Origin of the sequence: Thermanaerosceptrum fracticalcis (assembly GCF_000746025.2) — a bacterium.
Taxonomy (GTDB): domain Bacteria; phylum Bacillota; class Peptococcia; order DRI-13; family DRI-13; genus Thermanaerosceptrum; species Thermanaerosceptrum fracticalcis.
In genome coordinates, this window is record NZ_CP045798.1 from 760061 (window position 1) to 777588 (window position 17528).

The following is a 17528-nucleotide window of genomic DNA, read 5'->3' on the forward strand; positions in this document are numbered from 1 at the left end:
CGTTAGCAGTGACCGGTGACCAGTTTATGAACCGGACTCCCGACACTGGTCTCTGGTCACTGAATAATCAGAAGTCGGATGTCGGAAAGCGGAAAACGTTTACTATTACTGTTCACCGTTCACGGTTTACGGTTTGCGTTAAACGAAACAAGTATGAGGGAGGATGCTCATGCCCGGACAAGTGATTGACGGTAAGGCCATAGCTCTTAAGCTTAGAGAAGCCATTATGGAAAGGGTGAAAGCCTTAAAGAGCCAGGGAATATTGCCCGGTTTAGCCGTGGTGCTCGTGGGTGAGGACCCGGCCTCTCAGGTTTATGTGGGGCATAAGGCTAAGGCTTGCCAGGAAGTGGGTATTAAATCTGAAGTCATGAAACTGCCTGCTTCCACTTCGGAGGCGGAACTGCTGGCCCTGGTGGAAAAACTGAATGCCAGACCTGACATTCATGGGATTTTGGTACAACTTCCTTTACCCAAACATATTCATGAAGAAAAAATCATCCTGGCCATCAGCCCCGATAAAGATGTGGACGGTTTTCATCCCCTTAATATGGGGCAGCTTTTTATTGGGAGTCCCCGTTTAGTTCCCTGTACGCCTTATGGCTGCCTGAAAATATTACAGGAACTTGGTTTGGACATCGCCGGTAAACAGGCGGTAGTGGTGGGACGCAGTAATATTGTGGGGAAACCCATGGCGGCCTTACTCCTCCAGGAACATGCCACAGTGACCATTTGTCATTCCCGTACCAGGAATCTTTCCGAGATAACGAAGACTGCCGACATCCTGGTGGTAGCTGTAGGCAAGCCCAATTTTATTACCGGTGAGATGGTGAAACCGGGGGCAGTTGTTCTGGATGTGGGCATCAACCGCTTGCCCACGGGGAAGTTAGTGGGCGATGTGGACTTTTCCTCGGCTGCGGAAGTGGCCGGCTGGATTACGCCGGTGCCCGGCGGGGTGGGACCCATGACCATTACCATGCTGCTTTTCAATACACTTGAGGCCATTAATTATGCGCGGAAATAAGATTCTAACCGTTAGTGAAGTTTCCTTTCATATTCAAAAACTGCTGGATGATGATCCCCTCTTATCTAATCTCTGGATAAGAGGGGAAATATCTAATTTTAAGCATCATTCCACAGGCCATTTCTACTTTTCTTTAAAAGACAAGGAATGTACGCTTCGTGCCGTGATGTTTAAAAGCAAGACCTGGCGTTTGAATTTTTTGCCCAAAGATGGTATGGATTGCCTGGTCCGGGGTTATGTGTCATCGTATCCTAAAGATACGGTTGTGCAGCTCTATGCAGAAGAGATTATTCCGGCGGGTGTGGGCTTGCAGGCTTTAGCCTTAGCTGAGTTAAAAGAAAAATTACAGAAAAAAGGATATTTTGCTCCGGAACGTAAAAAACCCATACCCTATCTGCCCGGGGCCATAGGTGTGGTTACATCACCTGCGGGAGCTGCCATTAGGGACATATATAGAGTTGTACAAAAAAGGTACCCGGGTATGCCGGTTATTTTATTTCCCGCAGGGGTTCAGGGTGAAAAGGCGGCCCAAAGCATAGTAGAGGGAATTAGGGCTTTAAATGGGAGAAAGGAAATAGATGTAATCATCGTGGCCAGAGGAGGCGGCTCCGCCGAAGACCTTAGTGTGTTTAATGTAGAGAGCGTTGCTGATGCTGTTTTTGCCTCCACGAAACCCATCGTTTCGGCTATCGGCCACGAAATAGACTGGACCATTACTGACCTGGTGGCCGATGTAAGGGCGGCTACTCCTTCTATGGCCGGAGAACTTGTAGTACCTGTACGTTGGGAATTGGAAAATTCCCTTTCCAAGTATAAGGAAAGATTATTGCGGGCAGCGAGAGGGCGGATGGAGCGTGAGAACATGCGCTTAGCTTATCTCAAAGAAGCGGGGGTTATGAAAAAACCGGAACGCTGGTTAAACCGCTATCAAGATCATTTAAGCAGATGTGAAAGCTCACTCTATAAAAGCACCAGGGAATTGCATGGCAAAGCAGAATATCATTTGCACGTGATTGCCGGCAGGCTGCATGCCCTGAGTCCCCTGGCTACGCTGGGGAGAGGGTACAGTCTTTGCCAAAACAGTGAAGGGAAAATAGTGACTGAGGCCAGGCATGTTTCGATCAATGAACAGGTAAAGGTCCGGTTATATAAAGGTTCTCTCGGCTGTATCGTGGTGGCAAAGGAGGAAGAGTGTGACTAACCGGAAGGCAACTTACGAAGAAAATATTAAAAGGTTGGAAGAAATCGTACGGCGCCTGGAACAGGGCGATATTAGTTTGGAGGAAGGGCTCACTTATTTTGAAGAGGGAATCGGCCTGGTAAGAATTTGCCAGCAGCAGTTGGACCGCGTGGCGCAAAAGATACAGGTATTGACCCAGGACGGACAGCTTAAAGATGTAACGGAAGAGTTCAGGGAGGAGTAAGCGTGGATTTGCAATGCTACCTAAAAGAAAGAGCCCAAGTAGTCGAGGGAACGTTACAGGCCCTGCTGCCCCAGGAGGCTGTATACCCTAATGTTGTACACGAAGCCATGCGCTACAGCGTGTTTGCCGGAGGTAAAAGGCTCAGGCCCATTCTCTGCCTGGCAGGGGCCGAGGCCGTGGGGGGAGAAAGCCATAAGCTCTTGCCAATAGCTTGTGCTTTAGAAATGATACATACGTATTCCCTTATTCACGATGACCTCCCGGCTATGGACAATGATGATTATCGCCGCGGCAAGCTCACCAATCATAAGGTTTACGGTGAAGGGATAGCTATTTTAGCCGGTGATGCTCTGCTTACCCTGGCCTTTGAAGTGATGGCCCGCTATGGATATGCTAACTTTAATGCCCAGAGTGTGCTCCAGGTGATAGGTGAAATTGCAAGAGCCTCGGGAACTTTAGGCATGATTGGTGGACAAGTAGTAGATCTGCAGTCAGAAGGTAAGAATATTGATGAAAAGACCTTAGTTTATATCCACAGCCACAAAACGGGAGCGCTGTTCCGCGCTTCCTTGCGGGCGGGCGCCTTGTTGTTTGAAGCCGAACCTCTGTACCTTGAGGCCTTAACGAACTACGCCGAGAACTTTGGTTTGGCCTTCCAAATCACAGATGATATTCTGGATGTGGTGGGGGAAGAAAGTAAGTTAGGTAAACCCGTGGGTAGTGATTCCAGAAATCGAAAAGCCACTTATCCTGTGCTTTATGGACTGGAAGAATCACGAAAACTGGCTAAAGAAGCGGTAGAAAAGGCGGTAGCCAGCCTGAAACCACTGCCTGGTGAGACAAAGCCGCTGGAGTTATTAGCCAGGTATCTCTATGAACGGGAAACGTAAAACGCTAGGTAAGGATTGGATGGAGATAGATGCAAGATTTTTTCCACGGTATTGCTAATAATCATGTTTTTAAGGTAACCTTTTCTGCCTGGATTATTGCCCAAATTCTCAAAGTCATTACCACTGTGTTTGTTCATGGAAAACTGGATTTGATGCGCTCCGTTGGTGCCGGCGGGATGCCCAGTGCCCATTCCGCCCTTGTTACTGCTTTGGCAGTCAGCATCGGACAAGACCTGGGCTGGGATTCTCCCATTTTTGCCATGGCTCTTGCTTTTGCCGCCATAGTGATGTATGACGCCGCCGGTGTGCGCAGGGCTGCCGGAAAACAAGCCGAAGTGATCAATCAGATTATTAGTGATATCTACCATGGCACACAAATATCAGAAGAACGTCTCAAAGAACTTATCGGGCATACCCCCTTCGAAGTATTAATGGGCGCTTTACTGGGGCTTTTGGTTGGCCTGTTTTTTTAGTGTTCCTATTGCGGGTTAAGAGGCAGGTGAATGAGATGGGACTACTCAAAGAGATTAATAAACCGCAAGACATTAAAAAATATTCTATGGAGCAGTTAAATGAAATCGCCAAAGAAATTCGACAATTAATCCTGGAGACTGTCTCGGTTACAGGCGGACATCTTGCCCCCAGCCTGGGTGTGGTGGAATTGACCTTAGCCCTGCATTATGTTTATAATTCTCCCCAGGATAAAATTGTCTGGGATGTGGGGCATCAATCTTATGTCCATAAGATTTTAACGGGCAGGAGAGAAGAATTTTCCACGCTGCGCCAGTATGGAGGAATATCAGGTTTCCCCAAACGGGAGGAGAGTGCACATGATGTTTTTGCTACGGGACACAGCAGCACCTCCATCTCGGCAGCTTTGGGATTTGCCCAGGCCCGTGATAAACTGGGCCTGGATTATGAAGTGGTGGCCGTTATCGGCGATGGAGCCATGACCGGAGGGATGGCTTTTGAAGCCTTAAATCATGCCGGTCATTTAGGGGCAGATTTATTAGTTATTTTAAACGATAATGAAATGTCCATTGACCAGAATGTGGGGGCCATGTCTTCCTATTTAAGCCGTTTACGGGCAGACCCCATGTATACGAAACGAAAAGAGGATATTGAGTATATTTTGAAAAAAGTGCCGGCCATTGGGTCTACTGTGGTGAAAGCTGTGGAAAGGGTAAAAGACAGCCTGAAATATCTCTTAGTACCGGGAATTTTATTTGAAGAATTGGGCTTTACCTATTTAGGCCCTATTGATGGGCATAATATCCCTGAAATTTCTATGGTGTTACGGAAAGCGAAAAAACTTAAAGGGCCGGTGCTTCTTCATGTCATTACCCAAAAGGGGAGAGGATATGAACCGGCTGTTTGTAATCCCGCTGTCTTTCACGGCGTTGCTCCTTTTCAACTAAAAACGGGCTGTATTATTAAGAATCCGGGGCCGTCGTCTTATACCAGTGTGTTTAGTGAAGCCCTCACCGAGCTGGCCGAAAAAGACCAGCGTATTATTGCCATCACCGCAGCTATGCCCGAAGGGACGGGACTAAACTCTTTTGCTAAGAAGTATCCTCAACGTTTTTATGATGTAGGGATTGCCGAACAGCATGCTGTGACCATGGCCTCCGCCATGGCTCTGGAGGGGTTGCGGCCGGTAGTGGCTATCTATTCTACTTTTCTGCAAAGGGCTTATGACCAGATCCTTCATGACGTCTGCCTGCAAAAAGCACCTGTGCTTTTTGCCATTGACCGGGGCGGTCTTGTAGGTGAGGATGGACCCACCCACCATGGCGTCTTTGATTATTCATATCTGAGACATATCCCTGGGATGGCTGTGTTAGCACCCAAAGATGAAGAAGAACTCCGTCACATGATTTATACCGCTTTACAGTATGACGGGCCCGTGGCCGTACGTTACCCCCGCGGCGCCGGCATAGGTGTGGATATCAGCGAGGATTTTAGGCTCCTTCCTTGGGGGAAAGGGGAAGTCCTGGCTAAAGGTGACAATTTGGCTATCCTCGCTGTGGGTTCTATGGTGTATCCCGCCTTAACGGTGAAAAAGATCCTGGAATATAAAGGTATCCGTTGTACAGTGGTTAACGGCAGATTTATCAAGCCCTTAGACCAGGAATTAATCGTTGAATTGGCCCAAACCCACCCCTGCTTGGTGACCATGGAAGAAAATGTCATTGCCGGCGGGTTTGGCAGCGGGGTCCTGGAATTATTGACAAACTCCGGTATCAACGGTGTTAAAGTATTGAACATTGGCGTTCCGGACCAATTTGTCACCCATGGGAAGGTAGACATCTTAAAGGAGGCCATTGGGCTTACGCCGGAAAAAATAGCTGAACAAATTGTAAGTCACTTTGCTTTGCCGGAACAAAAAGTAAAGCCGCAAAAAGTGCCATTAACCTTCGCCTATAAACAAGGCTGATGACAGGGATGAATGATGAAAAAGGAACGTTTGGACCTGCTGTTAGTTGAAAAAGCCCTGGCTCCCAGCCGGGAGAAAGCCAAAGCTTTAATTATGGCAGGTCTGGTATATGTGAACCAAGTGAAGATTGATAAGCCGGGGACACTGGTGGACAGTACAAGTCTTGTGGAAATCAAAGGGAGTATCCTGCCTTATGTTAGCCGTGGGGGCTTGAAACTGGAAAAAGCCTTACGCGTGTTTTCTTTGGACTTGCAAGAAAAAGTAGTCATGGATATCGGTGCCTCCACCGGTGGATTTACCGACTGCGCCTTACAGAATGGCGCCGGGAAAGTTTATGCCATTGATGTGGGCTATGGCCAGTTGGATTGGTCACTCAGGCAGGATCCCCGGGTAATAAATTTAGAAAGAATGAATGCCAGGTACTTAACCCCTGAGATCATTCCGGAACCTGTAGATGTTATCACTATTGATGTCTCCTTTATTTCACTGGAAAAAATTTTACCCGTGCTGACGCCTTTTTTAAAGGAAAGGGGCTGGGTCCTGGCTTTAATCAAACCCCAGTTTGAAGCAGGCCGGGAAAAAGTGGGCAAAAAAGGTGTAGTAAGAGATCCGGCTATCCATAAGGAAGTAATTGAAAAGATTATACAGGCAGCTTTTGAGTTAGAGTTTATTCCCCGGGGTCTCGATTTTTCACCTATAACGGGGCCAGAGGGTAACATTGAATATCTGTTGTGGTTGGAGAAGGGGGGGCTTCCCTCGGCTATTCACTGGCCGCAAAAAATAGAAGAAGTCGTCAATGAAGCCCATCGCAACTTAAAATAAGCATATTTTCATGGTTAAGGAGGAAATCAAGGTGTCCCCTTTGGAAAAGGTCAGGGAGTATATGAAGACACTGCCTTTCTCCCTGGAAATCATCTTGTTTAATGAAAGCACCCATACCTCCCAGCTGGCCGCCCAGGCCTTAGGGGTTGAGGTGGGGCAGATTGCCAAAACCTTGGTGTTTGTGGGTAAAGATAGTCAGGCCGTACTGGTGGTAACCAGTGGCGATATGAAGGTGGATCAAAAGAAACTAAAGGAAGTTGCGGGTTTTAAGCCACGCTTTGCCTCGGCAGAAGAGGCTTTAGCCTTAACGGGTTTCCCTCCGGGCGGTGTTTGTCCTTTTGCTGTTCCTGTAACGATTCCCGTTTTCATTGATGTAAGCCTTGAAAGGTTTCCCGTAGTCTACGCCGCTGCCGGTACTGCCAATTCCGCGGTACCTATTACTGTGCCTCAATTAATGACAGCTACCAGGGGTAATATGTGTGATGTATGCTACTGCTAACAATAAAAGCGTGCCAGGCACGCTTTTTTATTTCATAGTGAAAAGAGGGAAGTTTTGCCTTATTGTCGAATAGGAGAAAAGAGGGTGTGGAAAACATGAACCAAACCGATATTTTTATTTTAGGAATACTCCTGGGTGGTTTTGTTATATTTTATTTTAACAAGTTGTATAAAAGGCTCATTCTTAAGCTAAGATTAAAGAAAGCAAGGAAGGGTGAACTGGCCGCTGCCAAATATTTAGAGGAGCGGGGTTATGCAATCATCGGCATTCAGGAGAAAAAAAGCATCACCACGTGGGTTGACGGCACACCCTATACCAATACGCTTAAAGTAGATTTTCTGGTAAAGAAAAATGGTAAAAGTTATGTAGCTGAAGTAAAAACCGGCAAGTATGCCATAAAACCAACCCTGGCGGAGACCAGACGGCAGCTTCTGGAATATTACCTGGCTTACCGGACTTCCGGCATACTGCTTTTGGATATGGAACATAAAAAGCTTCATGAAATATCATTTGCTACCGGTGGGCCTTTGGAGCGATACACCACGATCCCCCTCTTGGTGATTACCGCTTTGTTTGGTTTTGCCTGTGGTTTTATCCTGTACAAATATATCATTGGAGGATAATCTTATGCTCTCAGCCGTCGGCTTTGTTTTAAATACGCGCAAGAAACAGCCTGTCTCCTTGGCCAAACAGCTTTTACAGTGGTTTAAGGAAAGAGGGATTGCTGTCTATGCCCCCGAGGAAGACAGCAGGATGATAGGCATCAATAGGCCTGGCAATGTCACTGACTGGGGAAAGCTGGTGCAGTGTGTAATCGTTATAGGTGGAGACGGCACTTTTTTGCGAGCTGCACGAATGATGGCTCCCTACGGTGTTCCTATCCTGGGCATCAATATGGGGACATTGGGATTTCTCACAGAAATTGAACTGAGTGAAGTTGAAACAGCTTTGACCCGGTTATTACAAGGTGATTTTTACATAGAGGACCGCATGATGCTTGAGGCTAAGGTAACGCGTGGACAGCAGCCTGTAGCTGCCTATATTGGACTTAATGATGTGGTGATTAATAAAGGCCCCATGGCGCGTTTAATTACCCTGGATATTTTTGTAGACCAGGAGTTTGTTACCACCTATACGGCCGACGGGGTTATACTGGCTTCCCCAACGGGGTCCACTGCCTATTCCCTTTCGGCGGGAGGACCTATTGTTTACCCGGAAATAGAGGTTACGCTCTTAACACCCATTTGTCCCCATACCTTACACGCCAGGCCCCTGGTGATTCCCGCCCAAAAAACCACCAGGGTTGTGGTCATGAACCAGCAGCCCGACTCTATGCTCACCATCGACGGGCAAAGCAGTTTTGAACTTTTAAGCGGTGATGAAATCTTTGTCAGTAAGGCTCCTTTTATCACACGCTTAATAAGGATTAAGGGGCAAAGCTTTTTCTCCATCTTACGGGAAAAACTAAAAGCCGAAGGACGAAGTTTTTATGAGTAAATTACTACGTACCACAGTCGTGGCCCATATGCTTTTAAGGGAGATGGTCAGGGAAGGCGATGTTGTCGTGGATGCCACTGCCGGCAACGGTCATGATACCCTGTTTCTAGCCAAGCTGGTAGGAATACGGGGAAAGGTATATGCTTTTGATATACAGGAGGAGGCCCTCAAAAAAACGGAGCGCCTTCTGGCACAACACAATTGTTTGGCCCAGGTAGAATTTATTCATGACGGTCATGAAAAAATCGGTCAATATATTAAAGAGCAGGTACGTTGTGTCATGTATAATTTGGGTTACCTGCCTGGCGGGGATAAAAGTATCATTACCCAAGGGACAACCACTATAAGTTCCCTGGAACAGGCTACTCATTTGTTGAGTAAAGAAGGCGTCATTTCCCTCATGGTCTATAGTGGTCATCCCGGTGGTTTGTCTGAAGCGGAGGAAGTGGAATGTTTCGTAAAAAGCCTGGCTTCTCCGCCCTGGCATGTACTGAAATGGCAAAAAATAAACGGTACACAGAGTGGACCGTATTTAATGTTGCTCTATAAGATGGTTAAATAAAGGAGGAATCCTTTTGAAGACACGCAGGCAGAAAAAAATTATCGAAATCATTCAAAACAACATTATCTCTACCCAGGAGGAGTTGGCCGAAGCTCTACGCAATGAAGGTTTTGAAGTTACCCAGGCCACCGTTTCCCGGGATATTAAAGAACTTCGCCTGGTCAAAATTCCCACAGGCCAGAACAGCTATAAATATGGGGTTCCTAACGAGCAAGGAATTGTGCAAAACGAAGACCGCTTAAGGCGGATGATGCAGGAACTGGTTACTGGCATGGATTATAGTGAAAATATCGTGGTTTTACGAACCTATCCCGGTAATGCCCACGGTGTAGCCTCCCTCATAGACGCTGCCAACTGGAAGGAAGTCATTGGTACTGTGGCGGGTGATGATACCATTCTTCTTGTGGTTAAACCCACCGCTGCAGTCCCGGCTCTTATGCAAAAAATAAGAGAATTAATGGAGTAGGTGTTTGTGTATGCTGCAGAGTATACTGATTAAGAACTTTGCCCTCATTGAGGAGGTACAAATTGATTATGCCCCTGATTTTAATGTTCTTACGGGAGAAACGGGGGCAGGTAAATCTATTATCATCGATGCCGTAACTATCCTTTTGGGAGGACGGGCCCAGACGGAGATGGTCCGTAAGGGGGCAGAGAAGTGCCTTATCGAGGGTATTTTCTCTTTACCTCCTCATCATCCGGCATACGGGATACTTAGTGAGTTAGGGATTGAGGCAGAGGAGGATTACCTGGTTTTATCACGAGAAATCTCCCTCAACGGTAAAAACACCTGTCGTGTAAACGGAAGAATCGTAACATTGGGAAACTATCGGCTCATTGGCACCGGTCTTATCGATATTCATGGCCAGCACGACCATCAATCCCTGTTGCAGCCGGAAAAACATCTTTTTATCCTGGACAATCTCGGGGGGGCCGAGCACCTGCAACTGGTGAAAGATGTCCGGGAAAAATATGAAACATGGCTGTCGCTAAAGAAAGAATTATTCTATTTACGGGAAAAAGAACATGAGCGCCTGCAGAAAATAGATTTTCTCACCTATCAGATTAATGAAATAAAAGAGGCCAGGCTAAAACCCGGTGAAGACACGGAACTGGCACGGGAAGCCAATCTTTTAGCTAATGGGGAGAAAATCGCCAACTACGTTAATTTAGCATATAACCAACTTTTTAGCGGTGAAAGAGGACAATCAGTCTATGATCTTTTAAGTAAAGCTTTAATTAATTTACAAGAGCTAAACCGGCTAGACCCTGTTTTAGAAAATTTGCTCAATCAATTGGAGCCATGCTTGTATGTCATTGAGGAAGTTGCCGGTGAACTGCGCAATTACCGGGAAAACATTGAATTTTCACCTGCCAGATTAGAACAGGTGGAAAAGCGCCTCCAATACCTCAAAGATCTTACGAAAAAATACGGTCCTTCCCTGGAAGATGTGATTGCCTATGCCGAAAAAGCGGAACGAGAATTGAAGACCTGGTTGTGGAGTGAAGAGAGGGCTCTGGAACTGGAAGACTCAGTTACCACCGCCTGGAAGACTTATGAGTGTGCAGCGCTGGAACTGTCTACGGCCAGAAAAAAATTAGCTTTAGAGTTGGAAGAGAAAGTCATCAGGGAACTAAAAGAATTAGCCATGCCCCATGCAAATTTTTCAGTGACTTTCTTACCTAGCGAACCTGCACCCCTGGGTATGGAAAAGATCGAGTTCTATATCTCACCCAACCCGGGAGAACCGCTCTTACCCGTTGCCAAAATCGCCTCTGGAGGGGAACTTTCCCGCATCATGCTGGCCCTGAAGACAATTACGGCCGATTTGGATGACGTGGGGACACTCATTTTTGATGAAATAGATTCAGGGATAGGCGGGAAGGCTGCCCAGAAAGTTGCCGAAAAGTTGGAAAAAATCAGCAAAAGCCAGCAGGTTATCTGTGTAACCCATTCGCCTCTTATCGCTGCCTTAGCCGATCACCACCTCTTTTTAGAAAAGAAGGTGGAAGGAGGCAGGACGAGAACGACGGTAAAAATATTAGGTGAATTGGAAAGAGTTGATGAGATTTCCCGTATGTTAGGTGGGGATAAGCAGACAGCCGATTTACGGAAGCATGCTTCACAAATCTTGAAAAAAAGATAGAATTGGTATTTTTTACAAGCTCCTTTTCCGGGAGCTTTATTTATTTTGCGTTTTTTCTCTTATACCTAACATCTTTTATGAGTAATGGTGGATTTAAACACAAACACCACCTTTTTTGCTAAGCTGCCAAACATAAAAGAATTCAACTCAGGACACTTTAAAATCATCAAAAACTTAAGATGAGAGAGGAAGGATTTGCCGGCATAAGGAGGATAAAGTATGCTGAAAAAAAAGAGGCAAATCCTGGGAGTTTTCTTATCGATATTAGTAGTGGCAAGTTCTTTTACACCACAAGCTCAAAGCTTTTTTTCACTGCAAGATAAACAACTGATAGCCGTGGGAGAAACCCTGGAGCTGCCACTGAAATTTCCCCTAACCATTCTCAATACCATAGATGTTAGGGTGAAAGATGAAGAAAAACTTCTTAAACTCAAAGGTGGGGAATTATTAGAAAAAAGCAGTTACATTTTAGGTTCCGACAAACCAGTTGTCACTAAACCGGGAAAAGTCAGTCTGGAATTAAGGCTTTTTGGTTTTATCCCTTTAAAGAAAATTAATGTTGATGTGTTACCCAATCTTACCTTAGTGCCTGGCGGACATTCCATTGGTGTACTGCTTAGAACCGAAGGCGTAATGGTTGTAGGGCATTCTCCCGTACTAAATGAGAGCTCTGAACCCCGGCTTCCTGCCAAAGAGGCTGATATCGAAGTGGGAGATATTATTTTGGAAATCGAAGGTACAAAGGTAATGACGGATGATCAGGTAGGTACACTCATTAATAAAATCGGACAGCAGAAACAGGCGGCTACCATTGTAATCAAAAGAAACGGTAAACTATATAAGCGGGTGGTCTATCCTCAGTATTGTACGGATACAAAATCTTATCGTATTGGCTTATTTGTCAGGGACAATGCCGGTGGTGTAGGAACTCTAACTTTCTTCGATCCGGTAACGAAAAAATACGGTGCCCTGGGGCATGTCATTACAGATGGGGAAACAAGCCAAAAATTAAATATTCGTCAGGGGAAAATTTTAAGTGCCTCCATTGAAGACATCCAAATGGGCAAACGTGGTGTACCGGGAGAAAAAGTTGGTGTCTTTCTTGAAAATACCGAATTTGGAAACATCGAAAAAAACGAAAACTGCGGAATATACGGTATTATGAGTAAAGACATATTCAATCCTTTATACAAAGACCCGTTACCCACAGCTTATTTCAACCAGATTCACACCGGAAATGCCCAGATTCTGACGGTAGTGAAGGGTCAAGAGATAGAACAGTTCAATATTTTGATTGAGAAAATTATGCCAGGACGAGCTGATGGAAAGAATATGATTATTCGTATTGTTGACGAAAAATTGCTAAATCATACAGGCGGTATCGTCCAGGGAATGAGCGGCAGCCCTATTATTCAAGACGGCAAAATCGTTGGTGCCGTTACTCATGTTTTTGTCAATGATCCTACGCGAGGTTACGGTGTGTTTATTGAAAATATGCTCTTTGAAGCCGGTATTTTACAAGAGCAGCAAAAAACCTTGGGGCAGGGGCCTCAAGGTTTTTTTGCGAAATCTATTTATTTTTTACCAAATTAAAACAATTACGAATTTGGAGCATAAAAATAACAGATATTGCGAATTACATAATATTTTGTAAAAAAATAGTAGATTGTGTCTTAATTATTAGGCATTCTTAGATTTTAACCCGACATTTAGGGAAAAATAATTTGCAAACATTTGCAGTTAATTGGAAGTATATTGCAGGATATATTATCCAATTTGTCGAATTCAAATTACACTAAGAACTTTAGATTTTCAGGAGGGGAAAAAATGCATAAAATGACTAAGCTCTTAATTGCAGACGATAATAAGGATTTCGTAGACATTTTAACCGATTATTTTCAAAAACAAGACGATATGGTTGTTGTAGGCGTGGCCTACAATGGGTTGGAAGCCCTGGATTTAATGAACAACAAGAATCCGGACGTAATGGTTCTGGATATAATAATGCCCCATTTAGATGGCATAGGGGTTCTGGAGAAAATGAATCAATCTGATTTCGGTCATAAACCGAAAGTCATTATGCTGACGGCTTTCGGTCAGGAGTCTATGACCCAAAGAGCGGTAGAATTGGGAGCCGATTACTTTATACTGAAACCCTTTGATTTGAATACCCTAGCCAACAGGGTACGCCAGTTAGGCACCGGTTATACGGCTACCAGTAAGCCCAGTACACCTGCACCTTACCAGCCGCCGGTGAGAACAAGAAGCATGGATGTGGAAGTTACGAATATTATCCACCAGATGGGTGTCCCCGCCCATATTAAAGGCTACCAATACCTAAGGGATGCCATCTTACTGGTGATCAATGAGGTTAATCTCCTGGGGGCTGTTACTAAGGAATTGTATCCCATGATTGCGGAAAAATACCAAACCACACCAAGCCGTGTGGAAAGAGCCATCAGGCACGCCATTGAACTTGCCTGGGATCGTGGTAACGTAGAAATGATGAATAAATTCTTCGGCTATACCATTAACCTCCAGCGCGGGAAGCCCACTAATTCAGAATTTATCGCCATGGTTGCTGACAAACTGCGCATAGGCACCAAAGTCAGTTAAAGAATTTTATTACAAGCCATCTTTTATTTAGGTGGCTTTTTTGTTGTTTTCTTTGTACTACAGGCACAAGTCTCGCTACGTCGCATGCGCGCCTAGTCTCGCTATGCAACTATTACCAGGGTTGACAGGGGAAATTTTAAGTCAAGGGGGCACATAATAAAAACAAAGAGTGATATAGGGAAATAACAAGTAAAATGACACTTAAAGGAAAAGTAAAAGTAGACCGGAAAACCAAAAATCTTGTTAAAAGAATACAACCTTATGAAATTGCCGTCATCGATCATGCCGACTTAGATGAGGTGGCTGCCCTTTCGCTTATCAAGGCCAGGGTTAAAGCAGTCATTAATGTCAAACCTTCCATTACCGGCAAGTATCCTAACCTGGGGCCTTTGGCCCTCCTTAACCATAACATCCCCCTTATTGATAACGTGGGTTCTGATATTCTTTCTTTACAAGATGATGAGATTGTGGAAATAGAGCAGAACAGGATATTTGTGAATGGGGAATTGTACGCCATCGGTGTCAGGCAAACAAAAGAAACTATTACGAGAATGATGGAATTAAGCAGGGCCAATATTGACCATGTTCTAGAAAAGTTTGTGGATAATACTTTGGAATATGCCCGGATGGAGCAGGACCTGATCTTAAAAAATCTTATTGTTCCCTGTTCCCTTAAAACAAAATTTAAGAACAGGCACACGCTCATTGTCATCAGGGGGAAAACGTATCGTGAAGATTTGTTGGCCATTAAGTCTTATATTGATGAAGTGAGACCTGTCCTGGTAGGTGTGGATGGGGGTGCTGATGCGTTAATTGAATGCGGTTATAAACCAGATTTAATCATCGGTGATATGGACAGTATCAGTGATGCCACCCTCAACTGTGGTGCGGAGATTATTGTCCATGCCTACCCCAATGGCCGTGCTCCGGGATATGAGCGGATCAAAAAGATGAATTTACCGGCAACCATTCTTCCTGCACCGGGAACCAGTGAGGATGTAGCCATGCTTCTGGCCTATGAAGCGGGGACAGAACTTATTGTGGCGGTAGGTACCCACTCCAATATGATTGACTTCCTGGAAAAGGGAAGAAGAGGGATGGCCAGTACACTTTTAACCCGTATGAAAGTAGGCAGCGTCCTGGTGGATGCTAAAGGAGTCAGTAAGCTTTATGGTAAGAGTGTTGGTTTTGGACATGTTTTACAGGTAGTAGCAGCAAGTTTTATTCCTTTTCTCATTATAGCCTCAGTATCAACGGCCCTCTCGCAATATGGACGGCTCCTTTTGCTTAAGTTCAGATTTTTATTAGGAATCTAGGGAGGAATTAATGTGATTATTGACATCAGATATCATGTAGCCTCTCTGGTTGCCGTTTTTCTTGCCCTTGGTTTGGGCATCTTTATCGGTAGTACTATTGTGGGCGAAAGCCTGGTAGCGGAGATAGTTGAGCAGCAGGAAAGCATGGTGAGTAAGCTTGAGGGTGATTATGAAGCCTTAAAAAATGAGGCTAAAAAATACCAAGAACAGTTGACAGCCATACAGGAAACAGCCCAGCTTTATAAACGTTATGCGGAGGAATCCATTCCCTACGTGCTTAAAGATAAGTTGCCGGCTAAGCGGATCGCCATTATCCAAAATGGTGACATGGAAATACCCCAACAGTTTTTCTATAATCTTAAAATTGCCGGTGCTGAGATTATTTCTTATACCAAATTTTCCCCAGATCTTTATGCAGATAGTGAAAGAATCGATGATTTAGTCTGCGCTCTGGGAGGGACGGGAGATAGAGTGGATTGTGTTCTTATCACTCACGGTTATTTGAATACAGCCGGTATTAATCTTACATTAGCGCAGAGAATTGAAGAAATTTTACTCCAGAAGTTACAGGGACAGGGTATACCCGTGTATGTGGTAAAAGGTAGTACGGGTTATCCTGTAAATGATCGTTTATACAAGGAGTTTACAGTATCAACAGTTGATGATATCAACACAGTACCGGGACAAATTGCTCTCATCCTGGCCATGGCAGGTTATCACGGGCACTATGAAATTAAAGCCACGGCTGATTTTATCTTGCCGGCATTTAACCAGTAAAAGGAGGTAGGGTTATTTGTCCGTTTCAGTGCTTATTCCCGCCTATAACGAGGAGGGCAGTCTCTCTCTAACCCTGGAAGCTTTAACGAAAATGCAGGGTCTTGAAGAAATACTGCTGGTAGATGACGGTTCCCGGGATAGAACATCCCTGATTGCCTGCAAATGGGGAGTAAACCTACTGCGCTTACCCAAAAACAGGGGCAAAGGGTATGCGCTCATGTCTGGTTTAGCTTATGTTTCGGGAGACATTATTATGTTCCTAGATGCAGATTTGGGCTTTAGCGTACAGGAAGCCGTACTTTTAATCGAACCTCTTAGGGCTGGTACTGCCGATATGACCATAGCCAAATTTAAACCCGGGAAAAGCGGAAAGGGTTTTGGCCTTGCCAAGAGAACAGCCCAGTGGGGGATAAAACTCTTGACGAGACAGGATGTTTGTGCCCCACTTTCGGGACAGCGTGCCATGTGGAAAGACATGGTGAAGGATTTATTACCTTTTTCCCCACGGTTTGGCCTGGAGGTAGGGATGACCATAGATGCCCTCAGGAAAGGTTACCGGATCTTAGAGGTTGATACGGATATGTCCCATTCACCTCCGGGACGCAACTGGGCCGGATTTAAACACCGGGGAAAACAAATGTATGATATCTGTTCAACTTTAACCTGCCGGGCTTTGAGGTGACCATATTGATTTTATTGGTTGCAGCAACCAGTTTTATGATAACAAGAATGCTTTTCCCCTATTTTCTGGAATTATTGATGCGAGGCGGTGCCACAAAGAGAAACTGGCAAGGGGAAATAATACCGGCCGTTGCTGGTATTATTATTCCTGTAGTCTTGTGCCTCTCTACTTTCCCCTTGGTCTGGATGGGAAAAAATCCTGAAATCAGTGTCTATTTATTCGCTATATTTGGTGTTACCTTGCTGGGCTTGCTCGACGATCTCCTGGGAGATAACCGGCAAAAAGGTTTAAAAGGTCATTTTTTCTTTCTTTGGCGCGAGAAAAAATTGAGTACGGGCGTTGTAAAGGCTTTGGGTACAGGAGTACTCGCTTTCTGGCTTATCTTAGTACGCGGTGACAGTGGCTTCTACGCGGTAATGAACTGGCTTATAATCGTTTTAAGCGTAAATTTTATAAACCTACTGGATTTAAGGCCGGGGCGAGCCCTCAAAGGAACCCTCTTTTTTGTCTCAGTTGCCGTTTTCTTACGGATTTCGGTACTTTGGTTGGCAGCTGCCGTAACCGGGATTGTTTTTGCCTATGCTCATTACGATTTAAAAGGTAAAGCCATGCTGGGTGATACGGGGGCTAACCCCCTGGGAATGACGGTGGGCATATTATTCTTACATACACCGGCAATAGTCAGGCTTAGCCTGGTGATCTTCTTAATTGTTATTCATATCGTCAGTGAAAAAATTTCGTTAAGCCTGCTCATTGAAAGAAACTATTTTTTAAGGATGATTGATCACTGGGGGCGAAGATAATTGCCTTAAGGCTATACGGCTTACATACACTTTAC

General features: G+C 45.1%; 19 protein-coding genes. All 19 read left to right on the forward strand.

Going from position 1 to position 17528, the window contains the following annotated elements:
- The first annotated feature begins 169 nt into the window (after positions 1 to 169).
- The 19 genes from folD to BR63_RS04035 all read left to right on the forward strand — a co-directional run bounded on the left by folD (position 170) and on the right by BR63_RS04035 (position 17493).
- Entirely contained in the window at positions 170 to 1021 is an 852-nt protein-coding gene (gene folD / locus BR63_RS03945) for a bifunctional methylenetetrahydrofolate dehydrogenase/methenyltetrahydrofolate cyclohydrolase FolD (RefSeq protein ID WP_034421471.1), read from the forward strand.
- Complete coding sequence (gene xseA, locus BR63_RS03950) at positions 1008 to 2222, forward strand: exodeoxyribonuclease VII large subunit (RefSeq protein ID WP_034421469.1); 1215 nt, start codon at positions 1008 to 1010, stop codon at positions 2220 to 2222. Before folD ends, xseA begins: the two co-directional genes overlap by 14 nt.
- Positions 2215 to 2445 (forward strand): exodeoxyribonuclease VII small subunit, encoded by a 231-nt coding sequence (locus BR63_RS03955; protein ID WP_034421468.1) that lies wholly within the window; start codon positions 2215 to 2217, stop codon positions 2443 to 2445. Before xseA ends, BR63_RS03955 begins: the two co-directional genes overlap by 8 nt.
- A 2-nt stretch (positions 2446 to 2447) precedes the next feature.
- On the forward strand, positions 2448 to 3335 hold the full coding sequence (locus tag BR63_RS03960) for a polyprenyl synthetase family protein (protein ID WP_034421466.1): 888 nt from the start codon (positions 2448 to 2450) through the stop codon (positions 3333 to 3335).
- Positions 3336 to 3364: 29 nt separating this feature from the next.
- Complete coding sequence (locus tag BR63_RS03965; RefSeq protein WP_034421464.1) at positions 3365 to 3808, forward strand: divergent PAP2 family protein; 444 nt, start codon at positions 3365 to 3367, stop codon at positions 3806 to 3808.
- Positions 3809 to 3843: 35 nt separating this feature from the next.
- The gene (dxs, locus tag BR63_RS03970; RefSeq protein ID WP_034421462.1) at positions 3844 to 5772 is read left to right on the forward strand and encodes a 1-deoxy-D-xylulose-5-phosphate synthase; all 1929 of its coding nucleotides are present in this window, start codon (positions 3844 to 3846) and stop codon (positions 5770 to 5772) included.
- Between the two features lie 12 nt (positions 5773 to 5784).
- On the forward strand, positions 5785 to 6594 hold the full coding sequence (locus BR63_RS03975; protein WP_207724763.1) for a TlyA family RNA methyltransferase: 810 nt from the start codon (positions 5785 to 5787) through the stop codon (positions 6592 to 6594).
- A gap of 31 nt (positions 6595 to 6625) precedes the next feature.
- Complete coding sequence (locus tag BR63_RS03980) at positions 6626 to 7093, forward strand: YbaK/EbsC family protein (RefSeq protein ID WP_207724764.1); 468 nt, start codon at positions 6626 to 6628, stop codon at positions 7091 to 7093.
- A gap of 86 nt (positions 7094 to 7179) precedes the next feature.
- The gene (locus BR63_RS03985) at positions 7180 to 7716 is read left to right on the forward strand and encodes a hypothetical protein (protein WP_051965616.1); all 537 of its coding nucleotides are present in this window, start codon (positions 7180 to 7182) and stop codon (positions 7714 to 7716) included.
- Between the two features lie 4 nt (positions 7717 to 7720).
- A complete protein-coding gene (locus BR63_RS03990; RefSeq protein ID WP_034421458.1) occupies positions 7721 to 8590 on the forward strand; it encodes an NAD(+)/NADH kinase in 870 nt (289 codons plus the stop codon).
- Positions 8583 to 9152, forward strand: a complete 570-nt coding sequence (mnmM, locus tag BR63_RS03995; RefSeq protein ID WP_051965614.1) for a tRNA 5-(aminomethyl)-2-thiouridylate-methyltransferase MnmM — start codon at positions 8583 to 8585, stop codon at positions 9150 to 9152. The genes BR63_RS03990 and mnmM overlap by 8 nt, the downstream gene beginning before the upstream one ends.
- 13 nt (positions 9153 to 9165) lie before the next feature.
- Positions 9166 to 9618, forward strand: coding sequence for an arginine repressor (gene argR / locus BR63_RS04000; RefSeq protein ID WP_034421456.1), 453 nt, complete (start codon positions 9166 to 9168; stop codon positions 9616 to 9618).
- Positions 9619 to 9628: 10 nt separating this feature from the next.
- Complete coding sequence (gene recN, locus BR63_RS04005) at positions 9629 to 11299, forward strand: DNA repair protein RecN (protein WP_034421455.1); 1671 nt, start codon at positions 9629 to 9631, stop codon at positions 11297 to 11299.
- Positions 11300 to 11518: 219 nt separating this feature from the next.
- Positions 11519 to 12892 (forward strand): SpoIVB peptidase, encoded by a 1374-nt coding sequence (gene spoIVB, locus BR63_RS04010; RefSeq protein ID WP_034421453.1) that lies wholly within the window; start codon positions 11519 to 11521, stop codon positions 12890 to 12892.
- 234 nt (positions 12893 to 13126) lie between these two features.
- Positions 13127 to 13915 (forward strand): sporulation transcription factor Spo0A, encoded by a 789-nt coding sequence (spo0A, locus tag BR63_RS04015; RefSeq protein WP_034421452.1) that lies wholly within the window; start codon positions 13127 to 13129, stop codon positions 13913 to 13915.
- 194 nt (positions 13916 to 14109) lie between these two features.
- Entirely contained in the window at positions 14110 to 15231 is a 1122-nt protein-coding gene (gene steA / locus BR63_RS04020; RefSeq protein WP_034421451.1) for a putative cytokinetic ring protein SteA, read from the forward strand.
- Between the two features lie 12 nt (positions 15232 to 15243).
- The gene (locus BR63_RS04025; RefSeq protein WP_034421450.1) at positions 15244 to 16008 is read left to right on the forward strand and encodes a copper transporter; all 765 of its coding nucleotides are present in this window, start codon (positions 15244 to 15246) and stop codon (positions 16006 to 16008) included.
- 16 nt (positions 16009 to 16024) lie between these two features.
- Positions 16025 to 16690 carry a glycosyltransferase family 2 protein gene (locus BR63_RS04030; RefSeq protein WP_034421448.1) on the forward strand — a complete coding sequence of 222 codons (666 nt, stop codon included), beginning with the start codon at positions 16025 to 16027 and terminating at the stop codon, positions 16688 to 16690.
- A 5-nt stretch (positions 16691 to 16695) separates the two neighbouring features.
- Positions 16696 to 17493: a hypothetical protein gene (locus BR63_RS04035; RefSeq protein ID WP_051965613.1), complete on the forward strand. Its 798-nt coding sequence runs from the start codon at positions 16696 to 16698 to the stop codon at positions 17491 to 17493.
- The last annotated feature ends 35 nt before the right edge of the window (positions 17494 to 17528 follow it).